Annotated in this window: 24 protein-coding genes; 14 read left to right on the top strand and 10 right to left on the bottom strand. The window is 45.9% G+C overall.

Going from position 1 to position 26,530, the window contains the following annotated elements; all coding sequences use genetic code 11:
* Positions 1–77: 77 nt before the first annotated feature.
* From JV36_RS0106130 to JV36_RS0106095, 8 genes are all read right to left on the bottom strand, one after another.
* Entirely contained in the window at positions 78–659 is a 582-nt protein-coding gene (locus JV36_RS0106130; RefSeq protein ID WP_032096309.1) for an SOUL family heme-binding protein, read from the bottom strand.
* A 254-nt stretch (positions 660–913) separates the two neighbouring features.
* Positions 914–2,938: a HAMP domain-containing methyl-accepting chemotaxis protein gene (locus JV36_RS0106125; RefSeq protein ID WP_032096310.1), complete on the bottom strand. Its 2,025-nt coding sequence runs from the start codon at positions 2,936–2,938 to the stop codon at positions 914–916.
* 316 nt (positions 2,939–3,254) lie between these two features.
* Positions 3,255–4,070 carry a symmetrical bis(5'-nucleosyl)-tetraphosphatase gene (locus tag JV36_RS0106120; protein ID WP_032096311.1) on the bottom strand — a complete coding sequence of 272 codons (816 nt, stop codon included), beginning with the start codon at positions 4,068–4,070 and terminating at the stop codon, positions 3,255–3,257.
* Positions 4,071–4,079: 9 nt separating this feature from the next.
* Positions 4,080–4,454: a Co2+/Mg2+ efflux protein ApaG gene (gene apaG, locus JV36_RS0106115; protein ID WP_032096312.1), complete on the bottom strand. Its 375-nt coding sequence runs from the start codon at positions 4,452–4,454 to the stop codon at positions 4,080–4,082.
* An 8-nt stretch (positions 4,455–4,462) separates the two neighbouring features.
* On the bottom strand, positions 4,463–5,290 hold the full coding sequence (rsmA, locus tag JV36_RS0106110) for a 16S rRNA (adenine(1518)-N(6)/adenine(1519)-N(6))-dimethyltransferase RsmA (RefSeq protein WP_032096313.1): 828 nt from the start codon (positions 5,288–5,290) through the stop codon (positions 4,463–4,465).
* Positions 5,287–6,273, bottom strand: a complete 987-nt coding sequence (gene pdxA, locus JV36_RS0106105; RefSeq protein WP_032096314.1) for a 4-hydroxythreonine-4-phosphate dehydrogenase PdxA — start codon at positions 6,271–6,273, stop codon at positions 5,287–5,289. Before pdxA ends, rsmA begins: the two co-directional genes overlap by 4 nt.
* A 14-nt stretch (positions 6,274–6,287) precedes the next feature.
* A complete protein-coding gene (surA, locus tag JV36_RS0106100; protein ID WP_032096315.1) occupies positions 6,288–7,571 on the bottom strand; it encodes a peptidylprolyl isomerase SurA in 1,284 nt (427 codons plus the stop codon).
* 61 nt (positions 7,572–7,632) lie between these two features.
* Positions 7,633–9,867, bottom strand: a complete 2,235-nt coding sequence (locus JV36_RS0106095; protein WP_032096316.1) for an LPS-assembly protein LptD — start codon at positions 9,865–9,867, stop codon at positions 7,633–7,635.
* Positions 9,868–10,279: 412 nt separating this feature from the next.
* Between JV36_RS0106095 and djlA the strand changes: the two genes are divergently transcribed.
* The 12 genes from djlA to JV36_RS0106035 all read left to right on the top strand — a co-directional run bounded on the left by djlA (position 10,280) and on the right by JV36_RS0106035 (position 22,895).
* Entirely contained in the window at positions 10,280–11,155 is an 876-nt protein-coding gene (gene djlA / locus JV36_RS0106090) for a co-chaperone DjlA (RefSeq protein ID WP_032096317.1), read from the top strand.
* Positions 11,156–11,251: 96 nt separating this feature from the next.
* Positions 11,252–12,178 (top strand): site-specific tyrosine recombinase XerD, encoded by a 927-nt coding sequence (xerD, locus tag JV36_RS0106085; protein ID WP_052010201.1) that lies wholly within the window; start codon positions 11,252–11,254, stop codon positions 12,176–12,178.
* 261 nt (positions 12,179–12,439) lie between these two features.
* The gene (gene dsbC, locus JV36_RS0106080; RefSeq protein WP_442853186.1) at positions 12,440–13,144 is read left to right on the top strand and encodes a bifunctional protein-disulfide isomerase/oxidoreductase DsbC; all 705 of its coding nucleotides are present in this window, start codon (positions 12,440–12,442) and stop codon (positions 13,142–13,144) included.
* 308 nt (positions 13,145–13,452) lie between these two features.
* Positions 13,453–15,174 carry a single-stranded-DNA-specific exonuclease RecJ gene (gene recJ / locus JV36_RS0106075; RefSeq protein ID WP_081926547.1) on the top strand — a complete coding sequence of 574 codons (1,722 nt, stop codon included), beginning with the start codon at positions 13,453–13,455 and terminating at the stop codon, positions 15,172–15,174.
* 81 nt (positions 15,175–15,255) lie between these two features.
* Positions 15,256–15,537 carry a hypothetical protein gene (locus tag JV36_RS0106070; protein ID WP_032096766.1) on the top strand — a complete coding sequence of 94 codons (282 nt, stop codon included), beginning with the start codon at positions 15,256–15,258 and terminating at the stop codon, positions 15,535–15,537.
* A gap of 137 nt (positions 15,538–15,674) precedes the next feature.
* Positions 15,675–16,385 (top strand): DNA repair protein RecO, encoded by a 711-nt coding sequence (gene recO / locus JV36_RS0106065; protein ID WP_032096318.1) that lies wholly within the window; start codon positions 15,675–15,677, stop codon positions 16,383–16,385.
* A 124-nt stretch (positions 16,386–16,509) separates the two neighbouring features.
* Entirely contained in the window at positions 16,510–17,247 is a 738-nt protein-coding gene (gene pdxJ / locus JV36_RS0106060; protein ID WP_032096319.1) for a pyridoxine 5'-phosphate synthase, read from the top strand.
* A gap of 106 nt (positions 17,248–17,353) precedes the next feature.
* On the top strand, positions 17,354–17,734 hold the full coding sequence (acpS, locus tag JV36_RS0106055) for a holo-ACP synthase (RefSeq protein ID WP_032096320.1): 381 nt from the start codon (positions 17,354–17,356) through the stop codon (positions 17,732–17,734).
* 26 nt (positions 17,735–17,760) lie between these two features.
* On the top strand, positions 17,761–19,248 hold the full coding sequence (rlmD, locus tag JV36_RS0106050) for a 23S rRNA (uracil(1939)-C(5))-methyltransferase RlmD (RefSeq protein WP_032096321.1): 1,488 nt from the start codon (positions 17,761–17,763) through the stop codon (positions 19,246–19,248).
* A 21-nt stretch (positions 19,249–19,269) separates the two neighbouring features.
* Positions 19,270–21,453 carry a GTP diphosphokinase gene (gene relA, locus JV36_RS0106045; RefSeq protein ID WP_032096322.1) on the top strand — a complete coding sequence of 728 codons (2,184 nt, stop codon included), beginning with the start codon at positions 19,270–19,272 and terminating at the stop codon, positions 21,451–21,453.
* Positions 21,431–22,357: a nucleoside triphosphate pyrophosphohydrolase gene (gene mazG / locus JV36_RS0106040; RefSeq protein ID WP_032096323.1), complete on the top strand. Its 927-nt coding sequence runs from the start codon at positions 21,431–21,433 to the stop codon at positions 22,355–22,357. The genes relA and mazG overlap by 23 nt, the downstream gene beginning before the upstream one ends.
* A 145-nt stretch (positions 22,358–22,502) precedes the next feature.
* Positions 22,503–22,895 (top strand): YbaN family protein, encoded by a 393-nt coding sequence (locus JV36_RS0106035; protein WP_235207788.1) that lies wholly within the window; start codon positions 22,503–22,505, stop codon positions 22,893–22,895.
* Here the strand turns inward: JV36_RS0106035 and JV36_RS0106030 are convergent.
* Positions 22,892–24,058, bottom strand: coding sequence for a hydroxymethylglutaryl-CoA reductase (locus tag JV36_RS0106030; RefSeq protein WP_032096324.1), 1,167 nt, complete (start codon positions 24,056–24,058; stop codon positions 22,892–22,894). The two genes, JV36_RS0106035 and JV36_RS0106030, sit on opposite strands and share 4 nt — an antisense overlap.
* 74 nt (positions 24,059–24,132) lie before the next feature.
* The gene (locus tag JV36_RS0106025; protein WP_152561550.1) at positions 24,133–25,185 is read right to left on the bottom strand and encodes a transporter substrate-binding domain-containing protein; all 1,053 of its coding nucleotides are present in this window, start codon (positions 25,183–25,185) and stop codon (positions 24,133–24,135) included.
* A gap of 310 nt (positions 25,186–25,495) precedes the next feature.
* Here JV36_RS0106025 and rplM point away from each other — a divergent pair, with 310 nt between their 5' ends.
* Together rplM and rpsI are read left to right on the top strand one after the other, a co-directional pair.
* On the top strand, positions 25,496–25,924 hold the full coding sequence (gene rplM, locus JV36_RS0106020) for a 50S ribosomal protein L13 (RefSeq protein WP_032096325.1): 429 nt from the start codon (positions 25,496–25,498) through the stop codon (positions 25,922–25,924).
* Positions 25,925–25,936: 12 nt separating this feature from the next.
* On the top strand, positions 25,937–26,329 hold the full coding sequence (gene rpsI / locus JV36_RS0106015; RefSeq protein ID WP_032096326.1) for a 30S ribosomal protein S9: 393 nt from the start codon (positions 25,937–25,939) through the stop codon (positions 26,327–26,329).
* Positions 26,330–26,530 lie beyond the last annotated feature (201 nt).

Genomic DNA, 26,530 nt, shown 5'->3' with positions numbered 1-26,530 from the left:
AAACACATCAAAAACGGCCCTTTTTCGGGCCGTTTTTTTATCTCTCTATAGCCATGCAGAGCGCTACTTACACTGCTTTATTTTACCGGAACAATGACCTCGTGACGTTTATTCCAAGGTAGGGTAAATGGTGAGTCGTAGCCTAGGTAACTTGGTTTACCGGCAATGTCATAACCCTGTTCCTTAAGTGTTCTCAGTAGCGTTTCGGCATACGCCTGTCGCTTATCGTCATTGTTGAATCCAGAGTAGCGAATTACTGCCACTTTTCTTGGTGGAACTTCAACTAATGATACCGCAGGGTGTGAGGGGACGGGCGCGTTATCCACGTTGTATTTACTTGGCAGGAAAAACATCATGGTGTTTTTTGAGGTAACCTCAACGGGCGACGTCATGGCGATTTTTGCACTTTCTACCTGTTCGTTACCCACTTCTACCGGTGATGTCATCGCAATTTCACTGCGTGCTTTGTTTTCACCAGAGATGTAATTAAATAAAAGCCTAAATGCGCCATTGTCGCTGCTACCCTTCGACATTACCGCAAGAGAAGCAGGGTACTCTCTCACTTCAATTTCCTCTGCAAGAGAGTCAATCGTTTTGTAGGCGATGGTTTCGCTGTCTTTATAATAGGTTTTATCGGCACGGGCGGAGAAGCTAGACATGAGTAATCCACAAAGTAAGGTAAGCGCTAGAAGTTTCACGGTGATGCTATACGTTAGTGATATTTGCAGTTTATACGCTGTTGCATCGGTATTTGGTCACATAGCTGCGCAGATGTAGATGGCAACTAGATTGCATTTAGCTGGCGAGGGCGGGGGATGGCGATAGAGATGACGGATGCAGAAAAGCGTTTACAATAAAAAGCCCCGCATTAACAAGGTTAATACGGGGCTTTTTCGCATTATTAGATGGTAATTTACACCTTAAATTGGCGAATAGACTGCTGAAGTTCATCAGCAAGCCTTGCAACCTCATGGCTTGACTCAGAGGTTTGCTGAGCACCTGCGGTAGTCTCTTCAGCAATGCCTACAATAGTTTCAAGCTTCTGACTGATTTCTTGTGAAACCGTATTTTGCTCTCGGGCAGACTGCTCAATTTGAGAGCTGACATCATGGGCTCTGTGAACCGCATCAGAGATGATATCAAGCGCCTGCGTTGCTTTCTCAGTCTGTGAAACACAGGCCGCAGTCTGCTCTTTACCTTGATTCATCACAGCTACTGCACGTTCAGCACCTGCCTGAAGCACTTCAATCATGGCATTAATTTCCTGCGTAGATTGCTGCGTACGGCTTGCTAAGGTTCTTACTTCGTCGGCAACCACCGCGAAACCTCTGCCTTGCTCACCAGCACGAGCAGCCTCAATGGCAGCGTTTAGTGCAAGCAGGTTAGTTTGGTCTGCAACTCCACGAATCACATCAAGGATACCGCCAATGCTCGCGCTATCTTGATGTAGCTTGTTAATAACGTCGGCAGCGTCTTGAACGTCTTTCGCCAATATCTCAATGGTGTTTTTGTTTTCAAGGGAGATTGAGCGAACGTTTTCTGCTTCTTTGTCAGCATGACGAATTTGGCTAAGTGTATCTTCAGCGCTCTGCACAACTAATTGAGACGTAGAATGCATCTCTGTGGTGGCAGTAGCGACCTGACCAATTTGAGACTTCTGATCTTGAATGGAGTGAGTCGTTTGCGCAGTCACGGCCGAGGTTTGTTCCGATGCAGCGGCTAATTGCTCTGCACGAACATTAATACCAGTGATAAGCTCTTTTAAATTGCCGATAAGCGTGTTGCAGTTTCTTGCTAGTAAACCAAATTCATCCTGAGCAGAATCATCAAGACGATGAGTAAGATCACCAGAGGACGCCACGGTAAGTAGCTCGTTTACTCGGCTTAGCGGAAGCGTAATAGCGCGAACGGTGATGTAACCGATAAATGCAGCGACGGCGATTGACGCAAGTACAACAACAATAACGAAAGTGTTACCCGTAGTGATGGCTGAGTTTACTTGTGTTTCTATATCGCTGGCTTTCTTGTCAGCTAAGGTCAATAAACGGCTTAGCTCCAACGTACCTTGATTTATGTTAGCGTCAGAGGCGTTCAGCGCTTGTTCTGCGTCATTACGACGCTCAAGTCTGTCTACGTGAAGCTGCATCACACCATCACTCGCCTTAATAGCGTTGATGGCGTCGTTGACTAAATCGTTTATATCATCAAGGGTTCCAGAATCGTCGCGGCCATCGGCAGCTGCGTTCATTTCACTTAACTGAGTAACCACCTTGTCGACAACTAAATCAACTTCATTACCCAGTGTTTGAGAGCGTTGTAGTGTCTGCGTTTTAATGTACTCATAAGATACAGTGAGCAAAGACAGAAGAGAGGTTTCAAGTTCGCTACCAATTTCAGATGCACGGCGTAGCTCAGGAATACGCTGAACCGAGTCTAAATCAGAAAAATCGAGAAGGTAGGTTGATGCGTCATCAGCATTATCTTCTGCGTCACCTAGACGGTCCGCGATGGTGTTGCGCAGATCAAGATACTGCTTGTGATTGGCATACATAGCATCTACGTTCTTGGTGTAGGCTTCATAGGCGTCGCGAACTGAATTGAGGGAGCCCTGTAGCTCAGCATCTTTGCTGACAGCTTGCGCTAGCTGGTTGTACTCAGAATCAAAGGTATCTTGTGCGGCATTGAATGAATTACGCTTTTCTGACAGACCAGATAGCTCTTCTTCTATATAACTTTCGAAGGTAAGTCGGCCCATATTCAGGAAGCTCGCTTTAAGCGCATTACTTCCCGCAACACTCGGCAGAGCGACGTCGTTAACTTCTTCAGTTGCTGAACCAATGGAGTTGAGGTTGACGAGGGACACAATACTCACAACAATGAGCAGCGCACTTATCGCTACAAATCCACCAATGACGCGAGTGGCTACGGTTATTTTCATCGGAACTCCTGATGGGTGTTTTTGTTTTTCTTTTCCACAATATTACCTCGCAAACCGTTCAAAATATACCTCATTGTTTATGGTGTGGCTTAGCGTTGAGCATATTTAGTGTGCATTTTTATTACGGGACATTAAAATAATGTATCGACTACAACTACTTAATGTTTACCCCTATTCTTAAATTTATGACATTTATTTTTAGGTATGACCAGTCGCGTCGCTAAGAGCCGCCTATTTTAGGGCGGCTTAGAGTTGTAAAGCGCGAGATAAGAAAAGGGAATTAGGAGGAGAAGGTATATGGAAAGTGCTTTTACCCTCAAGCAGTGAGCGTGATGAGCTCACCAGATGTATGGTTCATTAGGGTTAAGGTTTGTCCCCACACATAGCCAGTATCAAGACCAACGAATTGAGGCGACTGTGTCTCACCAGAAAGGGCAGCCCAATGACCAAATATGACCTTTTGCTTGGCTTTTAGCTTCGGGTTTTGCAGCTTAAACCATGGCTTGATGTCATCTGTCGCGCTATCGGGATGGGATTTGTTGTCAAAATTGAGCTCCCCTGATTCCGTGACAAAGCGCATTCGCGTACACGCATTGACAGTAAAGCGGCGCTGCTCTTCTTTGCTAAGTTCTTTCGACCATTTCACTGGCGTGTTGCCATACATCGTTTTTAAGAGGTTGACGTAATCAGGCCCCTTTAAGGCTTCAGACACCTCATTACTGAGCGACAGTGCTTTTTTCATTGACCAGCTTGGATAAAGACCAGCGTGGACAATTAGCGTGTGTTTGTCTAACTTGGCCGCTAGGGGAAACTGGCGCAGCCATGTCTCTAGCTCTTTGACATCGCTGGCGTTTAGCAGAGGGTCTAAATTGTCAGACTTTTTGGCATTGTGAATATGATTGAGCGTAGCCAAGAAGTGGAGGTCGTGATTGCCAAGTACGCTAGAAAAACTGTTTCCAAGGGACTTTAAAAATCGCAGTGTGCTGAGGGAGTCTTCTCCGCGTGCCACTAAGTCGCCCACGGCGTAAAGCGTGTCTTTGGAAGGGTCAAACTTGGCTTTGTCTAAAATGCGTCGTAACCCATCGTAGCAGCCCTGAATATCGCCAATGACATAAGTGTTGCCTTTAGCCATCATTCATCCTTAATGCAGTATATGGGGAATCGCAAGTCTAAATACATCGATAGGGAGTCTGAAGCGCTCACCATTTTCGCGCTCCATTTCATAATACCCTTCCATGTTGCCTACAGGGGTATCGATTACCGCGCCACTGGTATATTCAAAACTTTCATTAGGTTTCAGTATAGGCTGTTTTCCCACAACACCTGCACCCTCAACCTCAGACGTTTTTTCATTTGCATCAGTAATACGCCAGTAGCGATTAATCAACTGAACGGTTTCATCACTCTTGTTTTCAATCGTAATGTGATAGGCAAATGCGAATTGCGCGGAATCGGAGGGGAGATGTTCAGGCAAGTGGCGAGTTTTCACTCGCACTTGGATATCTAATTCATGCATAGAAAAAACTAAGACTCTTGGTGGTATTCTTTGCTAGAAACGGCATTTGCAATGGTAGCAAAATCAGTCAGTGAGAGCGTTTCGGCGCGACACTTCGGGTCGAGGCCCAGCTCAGTGATTTCTTCTTCACTTAAACAGTCTTTCAAAGAATTACGAATTGTTTTTCTGCGCTGGTTAAATGCTTGAGCACAGACTCTTTCAAGGGTGCTTAGCGATTCTACCTGAACAGGCGGTACACTGTGAGGTACAAGTTTAACAACCGCTGAATCTACTTTAGGCGGCGGGTTAAAAGCACCTGGTGGTACATTTAGTACAGGAATAACATGACAGTAATATTGCGCCATTACCGAAAGGCGGCCATAGCTTTTTGAACCAGGGCCAGCGGCCAGTCTGTTTACCACTTCTTTTTGCAGCATAAAGTGCATATCTTCAATGCAGGGCGCGTGATCAAAAAGGTGAAACATAAGTGGCGTTGAGATGTTGTATGGAAGATTGCCAAATACTCGAAGCTTACGGTCGCTATCAGGCATTTCTTTTGATAATGCGCAGAAATCCATTGTCATTGCATCTTGCTCAATAACGTTGAGCTTTTCACCATTAAACGGGTGTTGACGCAGGCGCTTGGCCAAATCTCTATCAAGTTCAATAACTGTGAGTCTGTCTACTTCTTCGCATACCGGGTCGGTAAGCGCGCCTAAACCCGGTCCTATTTCAACCAAGTTTTGTTCATTTTTGGGGGCGATAGCCGCAACAATCTTTCCAATCACATAATCGTCGTGAAGAAAGTTTTGCCCAAATCGTTTTCGTGCCGTGTGGCCTAAGTGTGTTTTACTCATTGTTGATGCTGCGCAAGCTCAATGGCTTTTTCCAATGCTTTTCTGAAACTACCGGCGTCGGCATTTCCAGTACCGGCTAAATCAAGCGCAGTACCGTGGTCTACCGATGTACGAATGAAGGGTAAACCCAGAGTGATGTTTACCGCCGCGCCGAACCCCTTGTACTTTAACACAGGTAAGCCCTGGTCATGGTACATCGCCAACACAACGTCGGCATCTTGCAGGTATTTAGGTTGAAAAATGGTGTCTGCGGGGAGTGGGCCGATGATATCAAGCCCTTCTTCGCGAAGCTCGTTGAGGGCAGGCGTGATGGTACGGATTTCTTCAGTACCAATATGACCGTCTTCTCCCGCATGAGGGTTCAGTCCACACACGTAAATACGTGGTTCTTTAATACCAAATTTAAGCTTTAAATCGGTATGAATAATATGAATCACTTTGTGAAGGCGAGTGCCCGTAATGGCTTTTGCAACATACTCTAAAGGAATATGTGTGGTGGCCAGTGCAACGTTGAGCCCTTCTGTAGAAAGCAACATCACCACATCAATCGTATTTGACTGGTAGGCAAAAAACTCAGTGTGACCACTAAAAGAAACACCCGCTTTGTTAATAATGCCTTTGTGAACTGGGCCAGTCACCACAGCATCAAAATCACCATCAATGTTGGCCTGGCAGGCTTGGCGCAGTGTTTCCACTACGTACAGGCCGTTCTCACTATCGAGTGTACCGGCAACAACGTCTGCCGACTTATCGATATGCTTTATAAACAATGACCCCGGCGCTTGAATATCAGCGTTGTCGGGGTCGTAATCGACTAGTGTTAAAGGAATGCCAAGATCCTTGGCACGTGCCGTAAGCATATCGCTATCGGCAAATACAACAAGCTGAGCTTGCCATTCTTCTTGGGCCAGTTTAATGATCAAATCTGGCCCGATGCCCGCTGGTTCGCCCGGCGTTACTGCTATTTTAATTGGTCTGCTCATGAATAACTTATAGTTTAAGACTCGATAACTTCGATATACGCTGCGTCGCGCATTTCACGAAGCCAGTTTTCTGTTTCTTCGGCAAACTTCCTATTAAAGATCAGCTGATAGGCCTTTTCTTCTTTGCGCTTATCAGTTGCATCGTCAACGCGACGTTCAATAAGCTGAATTAAATGCCAACCGTGAACTGAGCGCACAGGCTCACTAAACTCACCTGGCTCAAGGTTTGCCAGCGCGTCTTTAAATGCAGGTACGTAGTTATCTGGGTTAGACCAACCAAGATTTCCGCCGCGAAGGGCTGAACCAGGGTCTTCTGAATATTCTTTAGCCAGCTCTTCAAATTCAGCTTCGCCAGCTATTACGTCTTCTTTAAAACCAGCAAGCATGTCCTTCGCTTTATCTTCACTAAGAATAATAGAAGGCTTAACCAAAATATGACGAGAATTAACTTCTTGCACCGTCACTTTCTCAATACCGCGGGTATCAACGACTTTTAGTATGTGGAAACCGGCGCCACTTCGAATGGGGCCTACCAATGAATCCACTTCTTTGTTTTGCACGGCTTCAGCAAACAGCGTCGGCATTGCGTTGATGTTTAACCAACCCATGTCACCACCTTCAAGGGCTTCATTACCCGACGATGATGCGATAGCAATTTTAGTGAAATCTGAGCCAGACTCGAGTAACGAGATAACCTTTTCCGCTCTTTCACGAGAGGCTTGGATATCTTCGTCGGTAGGGTCGGCAGGGAAACCGATAAGAATATGACCAAGGCGGTATTCTGCTTGCTCTGCACCTTGCTGCTCTATAAGACCCATTAACGTATCAATTTCTTGTGGCGTAATATAAACACGACGACGAACATTGGCCCGTCTAACTTCGCCCATGATGATTTCTTCACGAATGTCTTCGCGGTAGTCGTCATACGCAATGCCTTCTGCAGCGAGTTGAGTTCTCAATTGTTCCATAGAGGCATTTTGATTTGCCGCAATGTTACCAATGGTTTGCTCTAGCTGTGGATCGCTAATTTGAATACCCATACGGTCAGCCATTTGAAGCTGAAGATTTTTGGTTATTAAGCGCTCAATGGCCTGAGTTCTTAGGGCGCGATCTGAGGGAAGCTCTTGATTGTTCGCCTCTGCGTTGCGCTTTACTTCTTTTACTAGTGCAGCGATTTCGCTTTCTAGCACTACACCTTGGTCAACAATCACGGAAACGCGATCAAGCATGACCTCTTGTGCCATACTGCTAAATGAGAGTACTGCACCTAACATCAATGCACGGATAATGAACTTCATACACACTCTTTTATTATTGGTTAATGTATTAACGCACGTTTAATCGGTGCGTAATTACGGGTTAATTTAAACTATAAGGCTGTCGATAGCCAAACATACCGTCTTCCAGCATGCTTCTTCTGCTCGCCATCGAGCCAATTCCTTTGAAAATAAACTGCAGTGAAACCCCTGAGTCAAAATCGTCTGTGGTTTGCTCACCATTGTCGTTAAAACGATTGTTAAGCGTTCGCTGGGCCACAAAGCGCACAGCCCAGCAGCAAGATTCATATTGCAGGCCTGCGTAGGTTTCGACACTGCGGTTTCTTTCTAAATCTCTGTACGTTCTGCCAACCCATTGCCAGTTTTTGTTAATAGGCCAGCTGGCAGATATTCCAATTTGATCAATTGTCTCGCCACTTAAATTGCGAACATAACGATGGCTAAGTTGAAGAAAGCGAGATGCATCTTTTCTGTATTCTATTCCAACGCTGCTCAAGTCAACCTTATCGGTGTCGGTGGTTACCTGAACGTCGGAGTGGAAATACCAATTTTGGTCAAAGCGCCAGTCTATCTCGGCGGCAAGGGCAGAACGGTCCTGATCTTTTGTTGCTGCTATCACCTTGTTGTCTTCAAGATAGAATATCTGACCCACACTAAGAACAAATTGTTCCCGATTGTTTTTATCTAACATGCGAGTCGTTGCGCCAAGGGTAATTTGATTGTTGTCGTTAATGCGGTCAAGGCCTGTGAATTCCTGCCCGCGAAACAGGCCTTCAACGTCGGTTAAAAGGGCCGTGGAGTCGTATAAACCAATAGCAGTTTGGTCTTCATATGAGGTATACAAATACTGTACTTTTGGTTCGAAGGTCATGGACAGTTCATCATTAAACCAAGAGGTATCTCTTTCAAAATATAGCGCACCGTACAGTCTTGCTTGCCCAAGACTTCGCTCTACATCTTCTTCTAATGCGGTCCCTTCAACATTATTTTGCTTGTATACGGTTTGAAACAGCGACGTTTCAGCTACCACTTCTCCCCATGCCGCTCGTAAAGGTAACGCCAATGTAGGAGCGATGTGAAAACGTGTGGCCGTTGGCGCGGTATCAAGTGTGTTGTCGAAATGGGCTATTTCCGAGTCTAAGCTGAACTCAAAATAGCGCCACATTTCGGTACTGTAATTAACTTTTACTTGAGGTACTGCGCGATAACTGTCGGCGGTATCTCCAAGCACTTCAAAGTCTTTTACCTCAACGTTGACTGATAAGTTTTCGTCGTAATAACTAAGTCCGACGCTGCGATATAGGTGAGTGTCGGAACGGCTGTAATAATCAGAACCAAGGTCAAGCAGATAGTTATCGTCGCTTAATCCATTAAAATCGATATTGAGTAGCCAGTTATCACCAACAAGCCCTTGATGTTGTAATCGATAAAAATAGCGGTCTGGATTACCGTCAATATCGCTATCGCTTGGAAGGTATTCCACATAGGCCATACCCTCACTTTTTTCCGTTAAGTAACGAAATTCAGTATTGAGCTGAACCCCGCGTCTCGTCATTAAGCGAGGAGAAATGGTCATGTCGTAATTAGGGGCAATATTCCAGTAAAAAGGTTGGGTGTAGTCTACGCCTGTTCGACTAGAGCTGGTTAATTCTGGAAAAAGCAGACCTGTCTGACGCTCATTGCTCACAGGAAAAGCAAAGTAGGGCAGGTAAAATACGGGGACGTCAGCGATATAAAAGCGAGTGTGCTTGGCTTGGCCCCACGCGGTGCCTTTCTCCAGGCTTATTTCGCTGGCCCTGATTAACCAGTCTTCATCGCCTTCTGGGCATGTGGTAAAGCTGACTTCCTTAAGTACTATCCCAGTATCGGTGTCCAACACAATATCTTTCGCTGCGCCCTGACCAACAAAACCGGTGAGTTCATACTTGGTATTGGTCATTTCTAAGCGTTCTTCTTCAGAACGCAATGACACAGTATCGCTTTGCACTTTTAGCGCTGAATCTTGGTAGGTCACATCGCCCTTGGCGATAACATCTTTGCCACCGCTGTTCACTTGTGCTTGAGATGCACTAATCACCGCAGTGTCCGAGGTTATATCAACGTTGCCAGAGAACAGAGCTACCTTGTTTTCAACAATCTCAGTACGATTTGCTTCTACCTTTATATGGCCTTTTTCCATTAGCTTATTGCTACTGAACGAAACCGGTTCAGCACTGCAAAAAGCCAACGGAGCAGCTATCGATGTGGAGGTGTCCTGTGCAAACGCGACGATAGGCAATAGAGTCGCGAAAACGAGCAAGGCGCAGGTATTTTTCATGCGTAAAAAGGCGGCCTGTTAAATAATATAATGCGTTTAACCCCATATAAGACGCTGTAGGTCTTTTTAAGTTCGGTGCTGTGTTTAAAATGTGCTGGCGGCAGACGTTTTAAACGCAGCGGGCCAAGTTGAAAGACTGTCGATACACTGTCGAGAGACCGCCAACGTTTAATGTAGACTACAGCCGGTCAATTCTAAGCACTTCTGAACCAATTACCAACCGTTCGCCCAAAAAAATATCACAATAATACGCATTTTTAGGTTGAAGTAGGGCGTTTTACACACAATAACCCTCTAAGAACGGCAAATACATCAAACATTGCTGCTTCACTGTAGGCATGTCTTTGATATAGTTGTTGTGAAAATCACAAAGCTGATGTTGCCAAAGGTAGCACTACAGGAGCGCAATTTAATGTCTTTTTGGGGTAAGGTTCTCGGAGCCCTCTTTGGTTTCATGTTTTTGAAACATTTTCTTGGCATCGTTTTAGGGTTAGTGGTTGGCCACTTCTTCGACAAAGCCTACAGCCAAAACTTCAATAGAATGGGTGGCTTTGGCCGATTCTTCAGCGACCAAAACTCCCTCAAACAGCAGGCCATATTCTTTCATAGTTTGTTTAGTGCCCTTGGACATCTCGCAAAGTCTGATGGGAAAGTGACAGACAGAGAAATTCAGATAGCCACTTCGCTAATGGATGAAATGCAGTTAACCGGTGATGCCCGTCGCGAGGCCCAAGATGCATTCAGAGAAGCGAAAGCACGAGACTTTCCGCTTGCCGATATGCTCAAGGGCTTTTATGAGGCAACGCATGGTCGACGAGATATTCTACAAGTGTTTTTGGAGATTTTGATCCAAGCTGCATTTGCCGACGGCCAGCTTTCACAAGAAGAATATGTGGTGCTTGAAAAAGTCGCTAAGCCTCTTGGTTTTAGACGTCGTGACCTCGACTACTTAATTTCTATGTTTGAAGCTGAGCTTCGCTTTCGCCAGCGGGAAGGACAGCAAGGAGGCCAGCGAGGACAAGCAAACGGTAGACGTCAGCATTCACGCCAGCAGCAAGCGCCTTATTCCGCGCAGCAGACCCTCGATGATGCCTATCGTATTTTAGGCGTTAGCGCATCAGACGATGAAAAAACCATTAAACGGGCCTACCGCAAGCGAATGTCAGAGCATCACCCGGATAAGCTGATTTCAAAAGGTTTACCTGAACAAGCCATGGAGATTGCAAAGAAAAAAGCGCAGGATATTCAGTCTGCCTATGAGCTTATTAAACAGCGACGTGACTTTTAATATGGCGTGCAGTGCGTTTTCAAACGGGGACTTAGACGGTGCTTTTGATGGGCTTTTTTTGAGGTTTTCAAATGCTAACGCTATTGTGATATTTCCATGACACAGACAACAAGACAGTTAACCTATGTGCCTGCCGCTAGCCAAGCGCACATTGATAATTTTATTGAGATGCTGTGGTTAGAGAAAGGACTATCTGAGCATACCCAGCAAAGTTACCGAACCGACTTAAAAAAACTCGCAATTTACTTTAACAACGAGGGAGTTAAAGACCTTGCTGTTGTCACTACTGAGCAGCTTCAAGACTATTTAGCCTACCGCTACGAACAAGGCCTATCGAGTCGAAGTACTCAGCGGGCGTTAAGCGCTATTAGGTCGTTCTATGTCTTTTTGATTGCTAAACAGGTTCGCGTAGACAGCCCAGTGTCGACCCTGTCTAACCCCAAAACGCCCAAATCATTGCCGACTTCTCTCAGCGAACAGCAAGTGGAAGACCTATTGGCAGCGCCGCTCACTGACGATCCTATCGAGTGTCGAGATAAGAGTATGCTTGAAGTGCTGTATGCCACTGGCCTTCGAGTGAGTGAGCTAATTGGGCTGACCATGGATCAGATAAGTTTGCAGCAAGGCGTGGTTCGCGTAGTCGGTAAGGGCGATAAAGAGCGCTTAGTGCCCCTTGGCGAAGAGGCCATCGAGTGGCTTTTAGTGTACATCAAAACGGCAAGGCCTATGCTGGCTACCAAGCAATCTGACGTGGTGTTTTTAAGTCGCCGAGGGCAGCAAATGACCCGTCAGACCTTTTGGCATCGTATTAAATATTATGCGGTGAAAGCGGGAATAGAGCAGCACTTGTCTCCCCACACATTAAGACACGCTTTTGCCACTCACCTTTTAAATCACGGCGCTGATTTAAGAGTGGTACAAATGCTATTAGGGCACAGCGATTTATCGACAACGCAAATATACACCCACGTTGCCACCGAACGACTGCAAACGCTCATTCACAGCCACCACCCGAGAGGGTAGCAGTGCATAGAGAGTGAAACAGGTTAGCTGAAAGGTGAGTCGTACCGAAAGCTGTGGAACAGGCAAAAGTCGCGACAAACGGATGCTTCCACCTACCTTAATTCCAACCGCCTATGGTACGATTAAAAAAATAAATGGGGTCAGAACCACATTTTTATAATGCGTCGTTGCGACGTGCCGCATAAACTGCGCCAGCGTCAACCATCATCCGCGGCCATGTGAGTCCAATTGGAGAAGTCTAAAGTGAAAGTAGTAAAAAACATCGCAATTAACGCCATCGCTGTTGCAGCAGTCATGATGAGTAGTGTTAGTCAGGCTGCCGATGACGCCGCAATTCAACAAAAACTTAGCTCAGTATTAGGCTTAACCGTAGATTCAATTGCCGATTCCCCTGTTCCTGGTTTAGTTCAAGTTTCTACAGACAGAGGCTTTTTCTACATCAGCGATGATGGTCAGTTTCTTATTCAAGCTCGCGTGCTCAATATCGATGAAGGGATGCGAGATGAGACCGAGGCAGCAATGACGTCGTTAAGACTTAAAGGCGTAGAAGAAATGGAAGCGTCGTCTATCACATTTAAAGCCAAAAATGAGAAGCACGTGATATCAGTGTTTACCGATATCACCTGTGGTTACTGCCGCAAGCTTCACAATGAAATTGGCGAGTTAAACGACAACGGTATTACGGTAAACTATTTAGCTTTTCCTCGCGCCGGGCTAAACAGCGAAAATTATGATGACATGGTGTCGGTATGGTGTGCTAAGAATCCTCAGCAAGCCCTGACCAATGCAAAAGCCGGCGACAATGTTGCATCGGCTACGTGTAAAAACAAAGTGGCTGAGCAATATAAGCTCGGTCAGAAACTTGGTGTAAACGGCACTCCTAACATTATTTTACCAGATGGCTCACTTATTCCTGGTTACCAACCAGCCTCACTTATTGTCAGCGCTTTAGAGCAAGCGGGTTAATAGTAGAGCCTGTTAATAAGCTGCGCTCGTCAAAAAGCAATGCTCGTAAATAAACAGTGACAGTGCGGGAGTCTTTCCCGCTTTGTCATCTTTCAGTTCTCTAACTTCTTTTTGATGCCTCAGATTTTTGATCACCCAATGTCACGGTTCTTCATCACGTGTTTTAGACTTATGCTGCGAAGTGAGTCCGCGTTAAATTTAAATTTAAATGGCAAGGCACACTGGTTTCATTGAATCACTGTACCCCTTTCTACCTCTGCGATAGAATCGATACCTCGAAACAACGCTTCATTACTTAGTGGTACCTCATGATATTGCCTATTGTGCGCCGAGAGTTAAGCCCGAATATGCTTAGTTCACAGTTACATCCTGTTATCGATAGAATTTATAGAGGCAGGCAAGTCAGTCATACCGATGAACTTGAAAATGGCCTTAAAGGGCTTACCCATTACAAAGCCCTAAAAGGAATAGAAGCTGGTGCTGCGCTGCTTGCTGATGCAGTAGAGCAGAATAAGCGTATTATTATTGTTGGAGACTTCGATGCCGATGGGGCAACCAGCATCGCCGTATGCTTGTTATCAATGAGGCTAATGGGCTTTAACAATATCGATTATTTGGTTCCCAACCGCTTTGATTTTGGTTACGGCTTAAGTGTGCCTATCGTCGATGTGGCCATAGAGCGGGATGCCGACGTTATTGTTACCGTGGATAATGGTATTTCCTGTATCGACGGTGTCACCCATGCTAAAGAAAAAGGCTTAGAGGTAATCGTTACCGACCATCATTTGCCTGGCGATACACTTCCGCCTGCTGATGCCATTGTTAACCCGAACCAACCCGGCTGTACCTTCCCATCAAAAAATTTGGCCGGTGTTGGCGTTTCTTTTTACATTATGCTGGCCATTAAGGCTGAGTTACAGCAACGCGGTTACTTTGAACGCAGCGGTGTAGTACCCCCAAACTTAGCCACACTACTTGATATTGTTGCCGTAGGCACGGTGGCCGATGTGGTGGTTCTTGATAAAAACAATCGAATTCTGGTTCACCAAGGTTTACAGCGCATACGCGCCGGTAAATGTCGACCGGGTATAAAGGCGCTGGTGGAAGTTGCTAATAGAGAGTGTTCACATCTGACTTCTACCGACTTAGGATTTGTTGTTGGCCCACGTTTAAATGCCGCTGGGCGTTTAGACGACATGTCGCAAGGCATTGCCTGCTTGCTAGAAGACGATAAGATTCAAGCGAGAATGATTGCCGCTGAACTTGACGCGTTAAATAAAGAGCGTCGAGAAATAGAGACAGGCATGAAGGCGCAGGCTGAAGAAGCACTAGAAAAAATGTCAATTGATGAAGGCGATATGCCTGCAGCGCTGGTTGTATATCGCGCAGACTTCCACCAGGGGGTCATCGGCATTGTGGCAGGGCGATTAAAAGAAAAGTATTTAAAACCCGTTATTGCCTTTGCTCATCAAGATGACGCGGTGATTAAAGGCTCGGCTCGCTCTATCCCGGGGGTGCATATTCGAGACGTGCTTGATGAAGTTAACACCCGATACCCCAATGTTATTGATAAGTTTGGCGGCCACGCGATGGCGGCAGGGTTAAGTTTACCGGTAGCTAAGCTAGCTGAATTTGAACAAGCTTTTGTGGACATTACTCAGGCTCACATGGACAAACTCGACACTGCGCATGCACTGTTATCCGACGGAGACTTGGGCACAGAGGAGTTATCATTGCCATTTGCCCATATGCTGCGTCAAGCAGGACCCTTCGGACAGGGCTTTGAGTCGCCGCTTTTTGATGGTGAATTTCAGTTGGTCGATCAGCGATTGGTAGGGCAAAAACACCTAAAAATGGTTGTTAAGTCAAAAGAGGGCACGGAAATCGACGCCATTGCGTTTAATGTTGATTTAAAAACGTGGCCTAATGCCATGGTGAAAAATGTGCATATTGCCTATAGACTCGATATTAACGTGTTTCGCGGTCAGGAGTCTGTGCAGCTTATCATTGAGCAGATTGATGCTGCATAGCAGCAAACGGCAGTGTTTGTTGCGCAGGCTGCGGCCAGCAGCGCGAAGCTTATATTAGCAAAGCATAAAAGGTTGGAAACGGTGAAAAGCGAAAGAGAAAAGCTTGTAGAAAAGCATAGCAAGCTTAATCAAACGGACAACGCCAAAGTGGTCTCTCACGTTCAACGGGAAGAAAAAGACGGCGACTGGATCCGGCACACTATTATGTTAGAAGGCATTGATGTGCCCTTTATTTATCGGCGCAAGCACAATTATAAATCCCTCACGGGTGCTAGGGTAAACCTAACCTACTATCGACACGTTGAAGAGGTTGCCGGTATTGAGTTTGAAACCATGAAGGTGGTTCGGGTAAAACGCAGTTAATTTAGTTAGGCTGGTTAAGTTAATCAAATAAGTTAACGCCGTTAATTCAAGTTAAACACAAGCCATACAACGGCCATAAACGGCTTAGAACAGACTAACGTAGGCACGTTGAAGACGTTACGGTTGAGCGAAAAATAATGAATAATGAATGGTTAACTGCGTACGTACTGCACCGTCGTCCTTATCGAGAAACCAGCTATATTGTGGATTTTTTTACCCTAGAAGAAGGTAGGGTTAGCGCTGTAGCAAAAGGCGTTAAAAATAGTAAATCAGACAAAAAAAGTTTATTGCAGCCTTTTCAAGCGCTGCGTCTTCAGCTTAGCGGCAAATCGGAATTAAAAAACTTACGCCACGTAGAAAGTACCGCTCCTTCCATTATTCTGCCCGGTACAACCTTATTTTGTGCCATGTATGTCAATGAACTCTGCAATCGCATTATGCCTATTGGGTTAGCAAGCGACCTGGTTTTTGAGGCCTATCAAGATGCACTTGCGTCATTGAGCGAGCAAGGCGACGTAGAGATAACACTGCGCCAATTCGAGTTTGCCATTCTCGATGAAATGGGGCTACTTCCCGATTTTACCTTAGATGTAGAATACGAGCTTCCCGTTGAAGTCTCTCGCCAATACAACTTTCAAGCAGAAGCGGGGTTTGTGGTTATTCCTGAAGACGCATTACATCTTAAAGGGTTTCCAGGAGAGGCCTTACTAGACCTTGCACAAGGTGAGTTCACACCACTGAGTAAACGCGTGGCGAAAGTCCTTTGTCGTGATTTACTGCGACCATTAATTGGCGACAAACCCTTAAAAAGCAGAGAGCTTTTTAGCCGTATGGCGCCAAAACGCTAGCGAGATCTGTTTTAATAGCTGAGAGCAGAAATTATTTTCTGTTAACACAAGCCGTTAGCAATCTAATTATCAGCAAAAATTTGATACACTTCACCGCGTAAATAATCACTTATTAGGCAGGTATATGAGCTCAATTTTGTTAGGCGTAAACATTGATCACATTGCAACACTGAGAAATGCACGAGGTACACACTACCCAGACCCTGTGCATGCAGCAGACATCGCGGAGCGCGCGGGCGCCGATGGAATAACGGTTCACCTTCGTGAAGATCGCCGACACATTAAAGATAGAGACGTAAGAATTCTTGCTCAAACTATCAATACACGTCTAAATTTAGAAATGGCAGTCACTGATGAAATGCTGGCTATTGCTGAAGAAGTGAAACCTGTATTTTGTTGCCTTGTGCCTGAAAAGCGTGAAGAGCTAACTACAGAAGGTGGCCTTGACGTAGCGGGTAACCTCGATGTTATGAAAGCGGCCTGCAAGCGCCTTGCCGCAGCCAACATTCAGGTATCGCTGTTTATCGATGCCGATAAAGCACAAATTGATGCAGCGGTAGCTTGTAAAGCGCCTTATATTGAAATTCACACGGGTCAATATGCCGAGGCAGAAAACGAGCAGCAACAAGAAGTAGAGCTCGCTCGATTGGTTGAAGGTATTGAGTATGCCGATAGCTTGGGCCTAAAAGTAAATGCAGGGCACGGTTTGCATTATCACAACGTTAAACCTATAGCCGCCATTAAGCAGCTAATAGAGCTTAACATTGGACACGCCATTATTGCCCGCGCCGCCTTCGATGGCTTACACACAGCCGTTGCCGATATGCGCAAACTTATGTTGGAAGCAAGAGCCGGTATTTAATGGGGTATGGTGCTAGCGGTACTCATTTGGTATGAGCGCTTAGTTTATAGTAAGCACTAGCACCGTCTAATACCTATTATTTGGTTTTATGAAAAAGGAAAGTTGAGTGGCCATAGCAGGGTTAGGCACCGACATTGTAGAAATTGTGCGCTTAGGTAAAGACGAGGGAGCAATGCTGAGGCTTGCCAAGCGCGTATTAACCCCCAACGAACTGCAGCAGTTTGAACAGCACCGCACACCACAGCGATTTTTAGCCAAGCGCTTTGCAGCGAAAGAAGCAGCAGTAAAAGCGTTAGGTACAGGTATCGGCAATGGGATAAGCTGGCAACATATCGAGGTTCAAAACAACGGGCTGGGTGCGCCTACACTGGCGTTTAATGGTGAATTTGCGGCGCGTTGCGAAGCGCGTGGGATAACCAACAGCGTTATTAGCATTTCTGATGAACAGCACTATGCTGTTGCTACTGTTATTCTTGAATCAGCATAAAATATAAATTCCTTACGGAGCTTTCCTTGTCAAACCCCAATAAGCCGGCAAAAGGCAAAAAACAAAACGGGCTGTTTAGTACCCCAACATTGAAACGTAAAACCAGCGCTAATGCACAGGTAGCCAACCTGCGTTTTTCTGATAAAGCCAATGCCTCTAAAATCAAAAACTCTAAAGCCAAAGACGCTAAAGCCTATGCATCTGAACATGACTCTTCTGAAAGCCATGCTACTAATCACACTCAATCTCCACTTCTCATAGAAAGTCTAGATTGGATGGGACAGGGAATAGCGCGAACTACACCAGTGCATTTTGTCGAGGGCGCACTACCTGGTGAAACCTGCGATATCAGCGTTTTGCATGCAAAAAAGAATGTGGTAAACGCAAAAGCGACCACAATAACTCATCCATCTTCTATGAGATCAACGCCATTTTGCCCTGTGTTTGACCAATGCGGCGGGTGTCAGCTTCAACATATAGACGCTCAACATGCCCTAACAGAGCGAGACAATGCGCTTAAGTCGATGATGGTGCGCCAATTGGCAATGGAAGATGGCGTGTGGCAAGCGCCGATTGCTGGCGATAAACCAGCTTACAGACGAAAGGCGCGTTTAGCACTAGACGCAAGAAGAGCGGATAAACTCAAGCTAGGTTTTCGCTCACAGGCGAGTAGCGACATCGTTGATATTACCTCTTGTCCCGTACTTGTTGATGAGTTAAGCCGTCTTATCGCACCGCTGCGGGCAGTACTATCAAGGTGTGAAAGCACAAGGTTCATCGGCCATATTGGTCTACTTGCTGGCGATAACGTGTGTCAGGTAACCATTAAGCATACAAAAGCCCTTAGCCCCGAGCTATACAGTGAACTCACTTTGTTTGCCAAGCAAGAGCGTATAAACGTGGTGCTGGAAAACAAGAAAGGGCGGTTTAACCCACTGCACTTTGAGGCTGCACTGACGATGAGTAGTTTTGATGAATTCACGTTAAGCCCCGCGCCCAACGATTTTGTGCAGGTCAATAAATCCGTTAATACCCAAATGATAGAGCAGGCGTTGTCTTGGCTCGCGCCGAAGCCTCAAGAGCGAATAGCCGACTGGTTTAGTGGTCTAGGCAACTTTACATTGTCTATTGCAAAGCGCGGCGCGGTTGTTCAGGCCGTGGAGGGGGTGGCTGAAATGGTGCAGCGTGCTAAGGAAAATGCGCAACAACAGGGCGTAGATAACGTAGAGTGGCTGCATTTAGATTTAGGCAATAATAAAAACGTGAGTGACGCGCTTGATGACGGCTTTGACAAAGTCTTGCTGGACCCATCAAGAGAAGGCGCCTTAACCGTTTGTCAGGCATTAGTTAATGCGAAACCAAGCACAATAGTGTACGTTTCTTGCAACCCAAGCACCTTTACAAGAGATGCAAATGTATTGATCCAGGGAGGATACTTGATGAAAAAAGCAGGGGCAGTGGAAATGTTTCCTTATACCCATCACATGGAAATGATGGCTCTTTTCACACGTTAGCAGTCGCAGTGAGTTACGGATATGGTATCAACAAGAAAGGTACACGAAGCGCATAGACCCCCCTTCGAGGCGTGGTTAGATAGTTTAGGGCTTCACAGTCACACAAAAGAAAAGTTACGAGCAGTGTCTGCTTCCCCCGAGCGGCTGCTTGTGGGTCAAGAGATGGTGGAAATTCTCTGTCAGCTCAATATGGACGACGTAACGCTTCAGGCCGCACTCGTCTTTCCCTATTGTGAACAGCACGTTTTAAATGAAGACGATATTAGCGATGAATTTGGCGCTGAGATAAAAGAGCTTATTGTTGGCGTACGCAGAATGGATGCAATCAAGTCGCTTCATGCACGCAGGCTAAGCGGCAAAGAACGCGCAGATTCTTCAGATGAACAGCACACCGATAGTATTCGCAGAATGTTATTGGCCATGGTCGAGGATGTGCGCGCCGTTGTTATCAAAATGGCGGAGCGAATTTGCGCGTTACAGCAAGCTAAAGTTGCCGATGAAGAAACGCGCGTGATGGTGGCCAGGGAGTGCGCCAGCATTTATGCGCCGTTAGCGAATCGACTGGGCATAGGGCAATTAAAGTGGGAGCTTGAAGACTTAGCCTTTCGCTATCTGCACCCGGTTACCTATAAGCAAATTGCCAAGCAGCTTGATGGAAAACGCAAAGAGCGGGCTGAATACATCGATTCCATAGTCGACGATTTGCAGGGAATAATGAATACTGAAAACATCCGTGCAGAAGTGTACGGAAGACCAAAACACATATTCAGTATTTGGAAAAAAATGCAGAAAAAGCGGCTCACGTTTGAGCAGCTATTCGATATTCGAGCGGTGAGAATTATTGCCGATAGACTACAAGATTGTTACGCTGCTCTTGGCACCGTTCACGCCAACTATAAACATTTACCTACTGAATTTGACGACTATATCGCGACGCCTAAACCCAATGGCTATCAGTCTATTCACACCGTTGTTGTTGGGCCCAAAGGCAAGCCAATCGAAATTCAAATACGCACACAGCAAATGCATCAAGATGCCGAGCTAGGCGTGGCTGCTCATTGGAAGTACAAAGAGGGCAGTGCGGGTAAACAGTCTGGTTACGATGAGCGAATAAACTGGCTGCGTCGTATTTTAGCGTGGCAAGAAGAAGTGGCAGAGTCTGGCGACTTAGTCGAAGAAATTCGAAGTCAGGTATTTGACGACAGGGTGTATGTGTTCACACCGAAAGGTGATGTTATCGATTTACCCCAAGGGGCTACACCGTTAGATTTCGCCTATTACATACACAGCAATGTAGGGCACCGCTGCAATGGGGCTAAAATAAATGGCAGGATCGTGCCTTTTACTTACTTGCTGCAAAGTGGCGACCAGGTGGAAGTGCTCACTGGAAAAGAGCTGAACCCAAGTAGAGACTGGATGCATCCCGGTTTGGGTTATGTCCATTCTTCTCGGGCACGGGCTACCATTCATTCTTACTTTAAAAAACAAGACAGAGAAAAGAACCTTGCCGCCGGTAAAGAGCTGCTAGAGCGAGAGCTTCATCGTGCTCATTTACCCACGAAAGTCCCGGCACAAGCGTGTGAGAAGTTTAATCTGCAGACGAAAGACGACCTATTTACTGCGGTAGGCGCAGGCGATGTAAGGGTGATGCAGGTTGTTAACTTCATTCATCAATTACAAGAGCCGCCTCAGGTAGAGCCTGAGATTAGCCCTAAAGTTAAAACCCGCAAAACGGCTGCTGGAACAGGTAAAAAAGACGCTGTGGTTGTGCAAGGTGTTGGTCACCTTATGAGTCAATTGGCGAACTGCTGCAAGCCCGTACCTGGCGAGCCTATTATGGGGTATATCACTCAGGGCAGGGGAGTCAGTGTTCACAAAGAAAGTTGTGACCAATTGCAGAACTTATTGGTTCAGCACCCCGAACGCCAAATAGAAGTTAACTGGTCACAAGAGCTCAAGGTGGGCTTTGAAACGGCGGTGGATATTCATTGTCACGACAGAACCGGACTACTTCGCGATGTCACAACCGTGTTGGCAAACGAAAATGTACCGCTGCTTGGGGTAAACAGCTTAAGTGATAAAAACCGTCAAACCGCGTTAATTACTATATCTATTGAAGTGCTTACGCTAGACAGTTTGTCCAAAGTCATCACTCGCCTACGCCAGCTCAAAGGAGTCACTGATGCAAGACGCAAGCAAAGCTAATTTGCCCGGCGTGGCGCGTCTTTTGTCTATTATGGATGCGCTACGCTCTGATGACGGCGGGTGCCCGTGGGATCAACAGCAGACCATGGAGTCCCTTACGCGATTTACTATTGAAGAGGCGTATGAAGTTGTCGATGCTATCGCTGGTGGCGATATAGACGATATCCGAGACGAGTTAGGCGACTTGCTGTTTCAAATTGTCTTTTATGCCCACATTGCACAAGAAGACGGGCAGTTTGACTTTGACGATGTGGCAACAGCCATTAGCGATAAGCTGGTGCGTCGCCATCCTCATGTCTTTGCTCAGGAACAGGCCAGCGTAACAACCGGCGCCAAAACCAGTCAATCCGCCTTTTCTCAACAAGGATTATCTCAAGAAGGGTTATCTCAAGAAGATCTGGCTCAGCAGTGGGAGGCCATTAAGGCCCAAGAAAAAGCAGAGAGAAAAGCAGCAAAACAGGCCAACACAGACATCAGCCAGCCTCATCGAGTAAACAATGAGCCTCTTTTAGATAGTGTGCCTAAAGGAATGCCTGCACTGATGTACGCACAAAAATTGCAAAAAAAATGTGCCAAAGTAGGGTTTGATTGGCCAGATACTCTGCCCGTGTTAGATAAAGTTGAAGAAGAGTTAGAAGAGATTAAGCAAGAGCTTAACGCCTCAACCCGAAACCAAGACGCCATTGAAGAAGAGATTGGCGATGCACTCTTTGCAATGGTGAATTTAGCTAGGCACTGCAACATAGACGCGGATACCGCACTGCGCAAAGCCAGTATTAAGTTTGTAAAGCGCTTCACCGCGGTAGAGGACCTGGCTCACGCTCAGCATCACTCATTAACCGATTTATCGCTAGATGAGATGGAGTCGCTATGGGTGAAAGTAAAAGCGAAAGAAAAACTGTAAAAAAGTAGCGAGATTTCAGCGCTGTAATAACAAACCCGTGCTACGCTAATACTATTATCAAATCGAAATTTGGCCTTTGTTGAATCGTCAGTGTGCTGACTTGTTACTGTCACGCGTCACTGTCAGCGGTCTTAAGGGGAGTTAATTGAGCGTTCGCATCATTAAAAAAGTGGGTAAGCCATTTTTCGCCGTTCTCGGTGCGTTATTCACACTCTTAGGTGTTATTGGTGCTTTCTTGCCCGTTATGCCCACCACTGTTTTTCTCATTGGTGCGCTTTATTGCTTTACACGCTCATCGCCCAAGCTTGAGCGCTGGTTGTTGCAACACCCGCGTTTCGGTGAAACCTTGCGCGCATGGCGCGACAATGGCGCAATATCTAAACGGACAAAGTGTGTGGCATGCTGCAGCATGCTGCTTAGCTTCATCACATTTTGTATATTCGCCAACGCGCCGCTTTATGCATATGCTGGCGTTGCGGTGTTTATGAGCGCAGGCGCATACTTTGTCATATCTCGACCTGAATGCGCTAATGCTTAGCGGTTTCTGCCCAATTTTTCATGACTAGACACCCATTCATTTGCAACAACAGCAGAGCCAAGAGATAAATCGCCGCATAGTACAGTCGCCGCAATGATCTCTGCGAGCTTATTCACCTTTCCTTTTCCTGCACAGCCCAGAACATTTAAACACTCCTGCTGTGTTGCTAAGCCGGTCCCTCCACCATAGGTCGCAACGATGAGCGATGGTATGGTAACTGAAAAGTAATAGTCGCCGTTTGGTAAAATTTCAGCATAGGTGAAGCCTGCAGAGGACTCAGCGACGTTAGCCACATCCTGACCGCAGGCAATGAATACCGCGGTAATGCCATTGGCAAAATGAGCGCCATTGTTAACACTGCCAGCCATTAAGGCTCCCATGTTGGAATACTGGCGCTGCTTAAAAAGCGCTTCAGGGGGACAATGCATGATGTCTGTCATCAACTGCTTAGGCAAGGTGATTTCAGCAACGACCCGTTTACCTCTAGTGTGTAATGAGTTGAGGTGTGAGTGCTTCTTATCGGTGTCTAAGTTGGCAGCAAGTACAAAGTGGTCAACGTTTCCAGGGTAGTTGTCTAATACCCAGTCGCATCCTGCTTTTGTTGCTTTACTCACCATATTTTGACCCGCTGCGTCACCACAGGTAAAGTTAAAGCGCAGCCAGCGCAGTTTTGAAACTGCATATTGTTCGATGTCTCTGAGTTTTCCCACTGAAGTGGTTTCTTCGCTCGCAACTTTTATCTGATCAAAGTTAGTCTCAATCCATTTTCCAAAGGCAAGGGCTTCTCTCGCGTCAGCAAAAGCAAACATAGGTGCGCGCTGCATAGCGTCGTCTATCACAGTGGTTTTAATGCCGCCTGCTTCCCGAGTTAAGCGCATACCCCTGCTGTAGCTTGCCACTAACGTACCTTCTGTCGTCGCCATAGGCACATAAAACTCACCTTGTGCAGCTTCACCGTTAACCAGCATGGGGCCTGCAAATCCAATAGGAACTTGCGCCACACCGGTAAAGTTTTCAATATTTCCGGCCAGAGATTCTGGCTCAAGAGAAAAATGACTCGAATGAGTAAGGGATGCATTGGTTTCGTTTTCGATAAACTGTCTGCGTTTTTCGCTCATGTCACGGGTGTAATCAAGAGCTGGAGAACGGGGTATCTTAGGCATAAACAATCCTTTCTACGTTTTATTTATAGTAGGAGCGCAATGGGTAAATTGGAACTGCTTAGAACTGATATATACTAATCATTCACATCAATAGCTAAAGAGGGGTAACCCATCTCTAGCTCAATGGCTTTAACCGCAAGTTGTGGGGTTTTAACCCAATCAGCATAGTCAAGAGGGCCGGGAATGAGCGGGTTGTTTAATTCATGTACTTGTCGTTTGGGGTCGTTAAGCAGGTCAATAGCGAGTAAGTGGGTATCTATACTATAGAAAATCTCTTCAAGCTCTCCTGATTCGATAAGCCTTATCAGCCCAAGGCGAATTCTATTGGCCAATTGCTGCTTATCAGGGCGTACAAAGAAATATTCGTAGTTGGGGTAGGTGATTAGGTGGTTCTTATCTATGGCTAAGACGTTGTTGTCAAAATGCTGAATGTCGTTATAAATCTCAATAATATTTCGAGGGAAGCCGTCTACCACATTGCGTTCAACAAGCAGATACATAGAACGAAACCACGTACTCCAATCTTCGCTAACTACGCCAAATCCGTTGGCTTTGAGTATTGTTAAATCCGGCCAATCGGAGCCCTGTACAAACTGCTTCTCTTTTAAACTTTCCAGTGAGGTTATGTCGTCAAACTGTGCCTTTTCCTCTTTGTTTACTACGATGACGCGATGGCCAGAATAACCACGCAGTAAGGGCAGTCGTATAGGCGTGAGTTTGCGCTCTCTAGACTTACTCGTTACGCTCCACATAATATCGGCAGAGCCTTCAAGTAAGCTTCGCACTTGACGGCTTTGAGACATGGGCTGTGGGTGAAGGGATATGTTTAGCTCGCCGAACTCTGATGTGACTTCAAGGGCTCGGGATAATACTGCTATTTGGTACTTTCCAAAGTCATCATTGGCGAAGGCTCTGGCAAGTACGACGGTCTCCGCAGTAGCGTCTTTTTTATTTGGCGAGTCGCTAGGGGTTTCAATAACCGTTTCGTTATCTACTTCAATAGCGGCTCCATTAACTGCGTTTTGAACCGACTCAGGATAAAAGGCATTTGCGGGATAACACACAACAGATAGTGCGATAGCACACGCCATAAGGTTTACAATACTAAATGCTGTAGGGCGATTCATAATGTCGTCGTTATTTTTCTAGTTTTTTGTGGTTGCTTTTATGTTTTGTGTGGTTGGTCAAAAATAAAGCAGATAAACGTTATCTTATATTGAAATGGATGTCACCGTTTAAAGCAGAAAAACTGTACATTTTTTCACTCTAGGGGTTCGCATTTGCCATAAAATCTGTATAATTCGCGCCCTGCCCAGTTACGCCCACCTTTGGGAAGGTGGAAGAATCGACCGGCTCGAAGGGGTCCTTGTGTTGATTTTATGGTGATTTCTGGTGTTCAGAAATCAGTAACGACGATATTATTCGGGTGATATTTAAATGAAAACTTTTGTTGCAAAGCCAGAAACGGTACAACGTGACTGGTACGTGGTTGACGCCACAGACAAAACTCTAGGCCGTTTGGCTTCAGAAATCGCATTGCGCCTTCGTGGTAAGCATAAGCCAGAGTACACGCCTCACGTGGACACTGGTGATTACATTATAGTTATCAATGCTGACAAAATTACGGTTACTGGCCGTAAAGCGTTGAACAAAATCTATTATGCGCACAGTGGCTATCCAGGTGGTCTGAAAGAAACTAACTTTGAAAAGCTGCTAGCTTTCAAACCAGAAATGGTTATTGAGAAAGCAGTGAAAGGAATGCTGCCAAAAGGTCCTCTAGGCCGTGCAATGTTCCGTAAAATGAAAGTTTACGCTGGTGCAGAACATTCGCACGCAGCACAGCAACCACAAGTTTTGGACATCTAAGGGGCAATCGACATGGCAGATACTCAATACTACGGCACCGGCCGCCGCAAAAGTTCTACCGCTCGTGTGTTCTTGCGTCCAGGCTCAGGTAACATTCAAGTAAACAAACGCGCTCTAGATCAGTACTTCGGTCGTGAGACTGAGTGCATGGTTGTACGTCAGCCTCTAGAACTTGTAGAAATGCTAGAAAAGTTTGACCTATACATCACTGTTAAAGGTGGTGGTTCAAATGGTCAAGCTGGCGCAATTCGTCACGGCATCACTCGTGCTCTTATGGAGTATGATGAAGCGTTACGTCCTGCACTACGCAAAGCTGGCTTCGTTACACGTGACGCACGTCAGGTTGAACGTAAGAAAGTGGGTCTACACAAAGCACGTAAGCGTCCACAATTCTCAAAACGTTAATTTACGTTTTTTGTATTGCAAAAACCCGGCTCTGCCGGGTTTTTTATTGCCTGTAAGATATTGAGCAAAATAAAAAAGGTTTAATTTCCCCTGCTTTTTAGGTGCTATTCATGTTAAAACCCTGATTTAAAGCGCTTATCACCGATTTTACCCTCAGCTTCAATGAATTAAATTTATGCTTAAATACCAGTAAAACCTTGT

The organism is Alteromonas sp. LOR (assembly GCF_000753865.1).
GTDB lineage: Bacteria > Pseudomonadota > Gammaproteobacteria > Enterobacterales > Alteromonadaceae > Alteromonas.
This window is presented reverse-complemented; position numbering and strand designations above follow the sequence as displayed.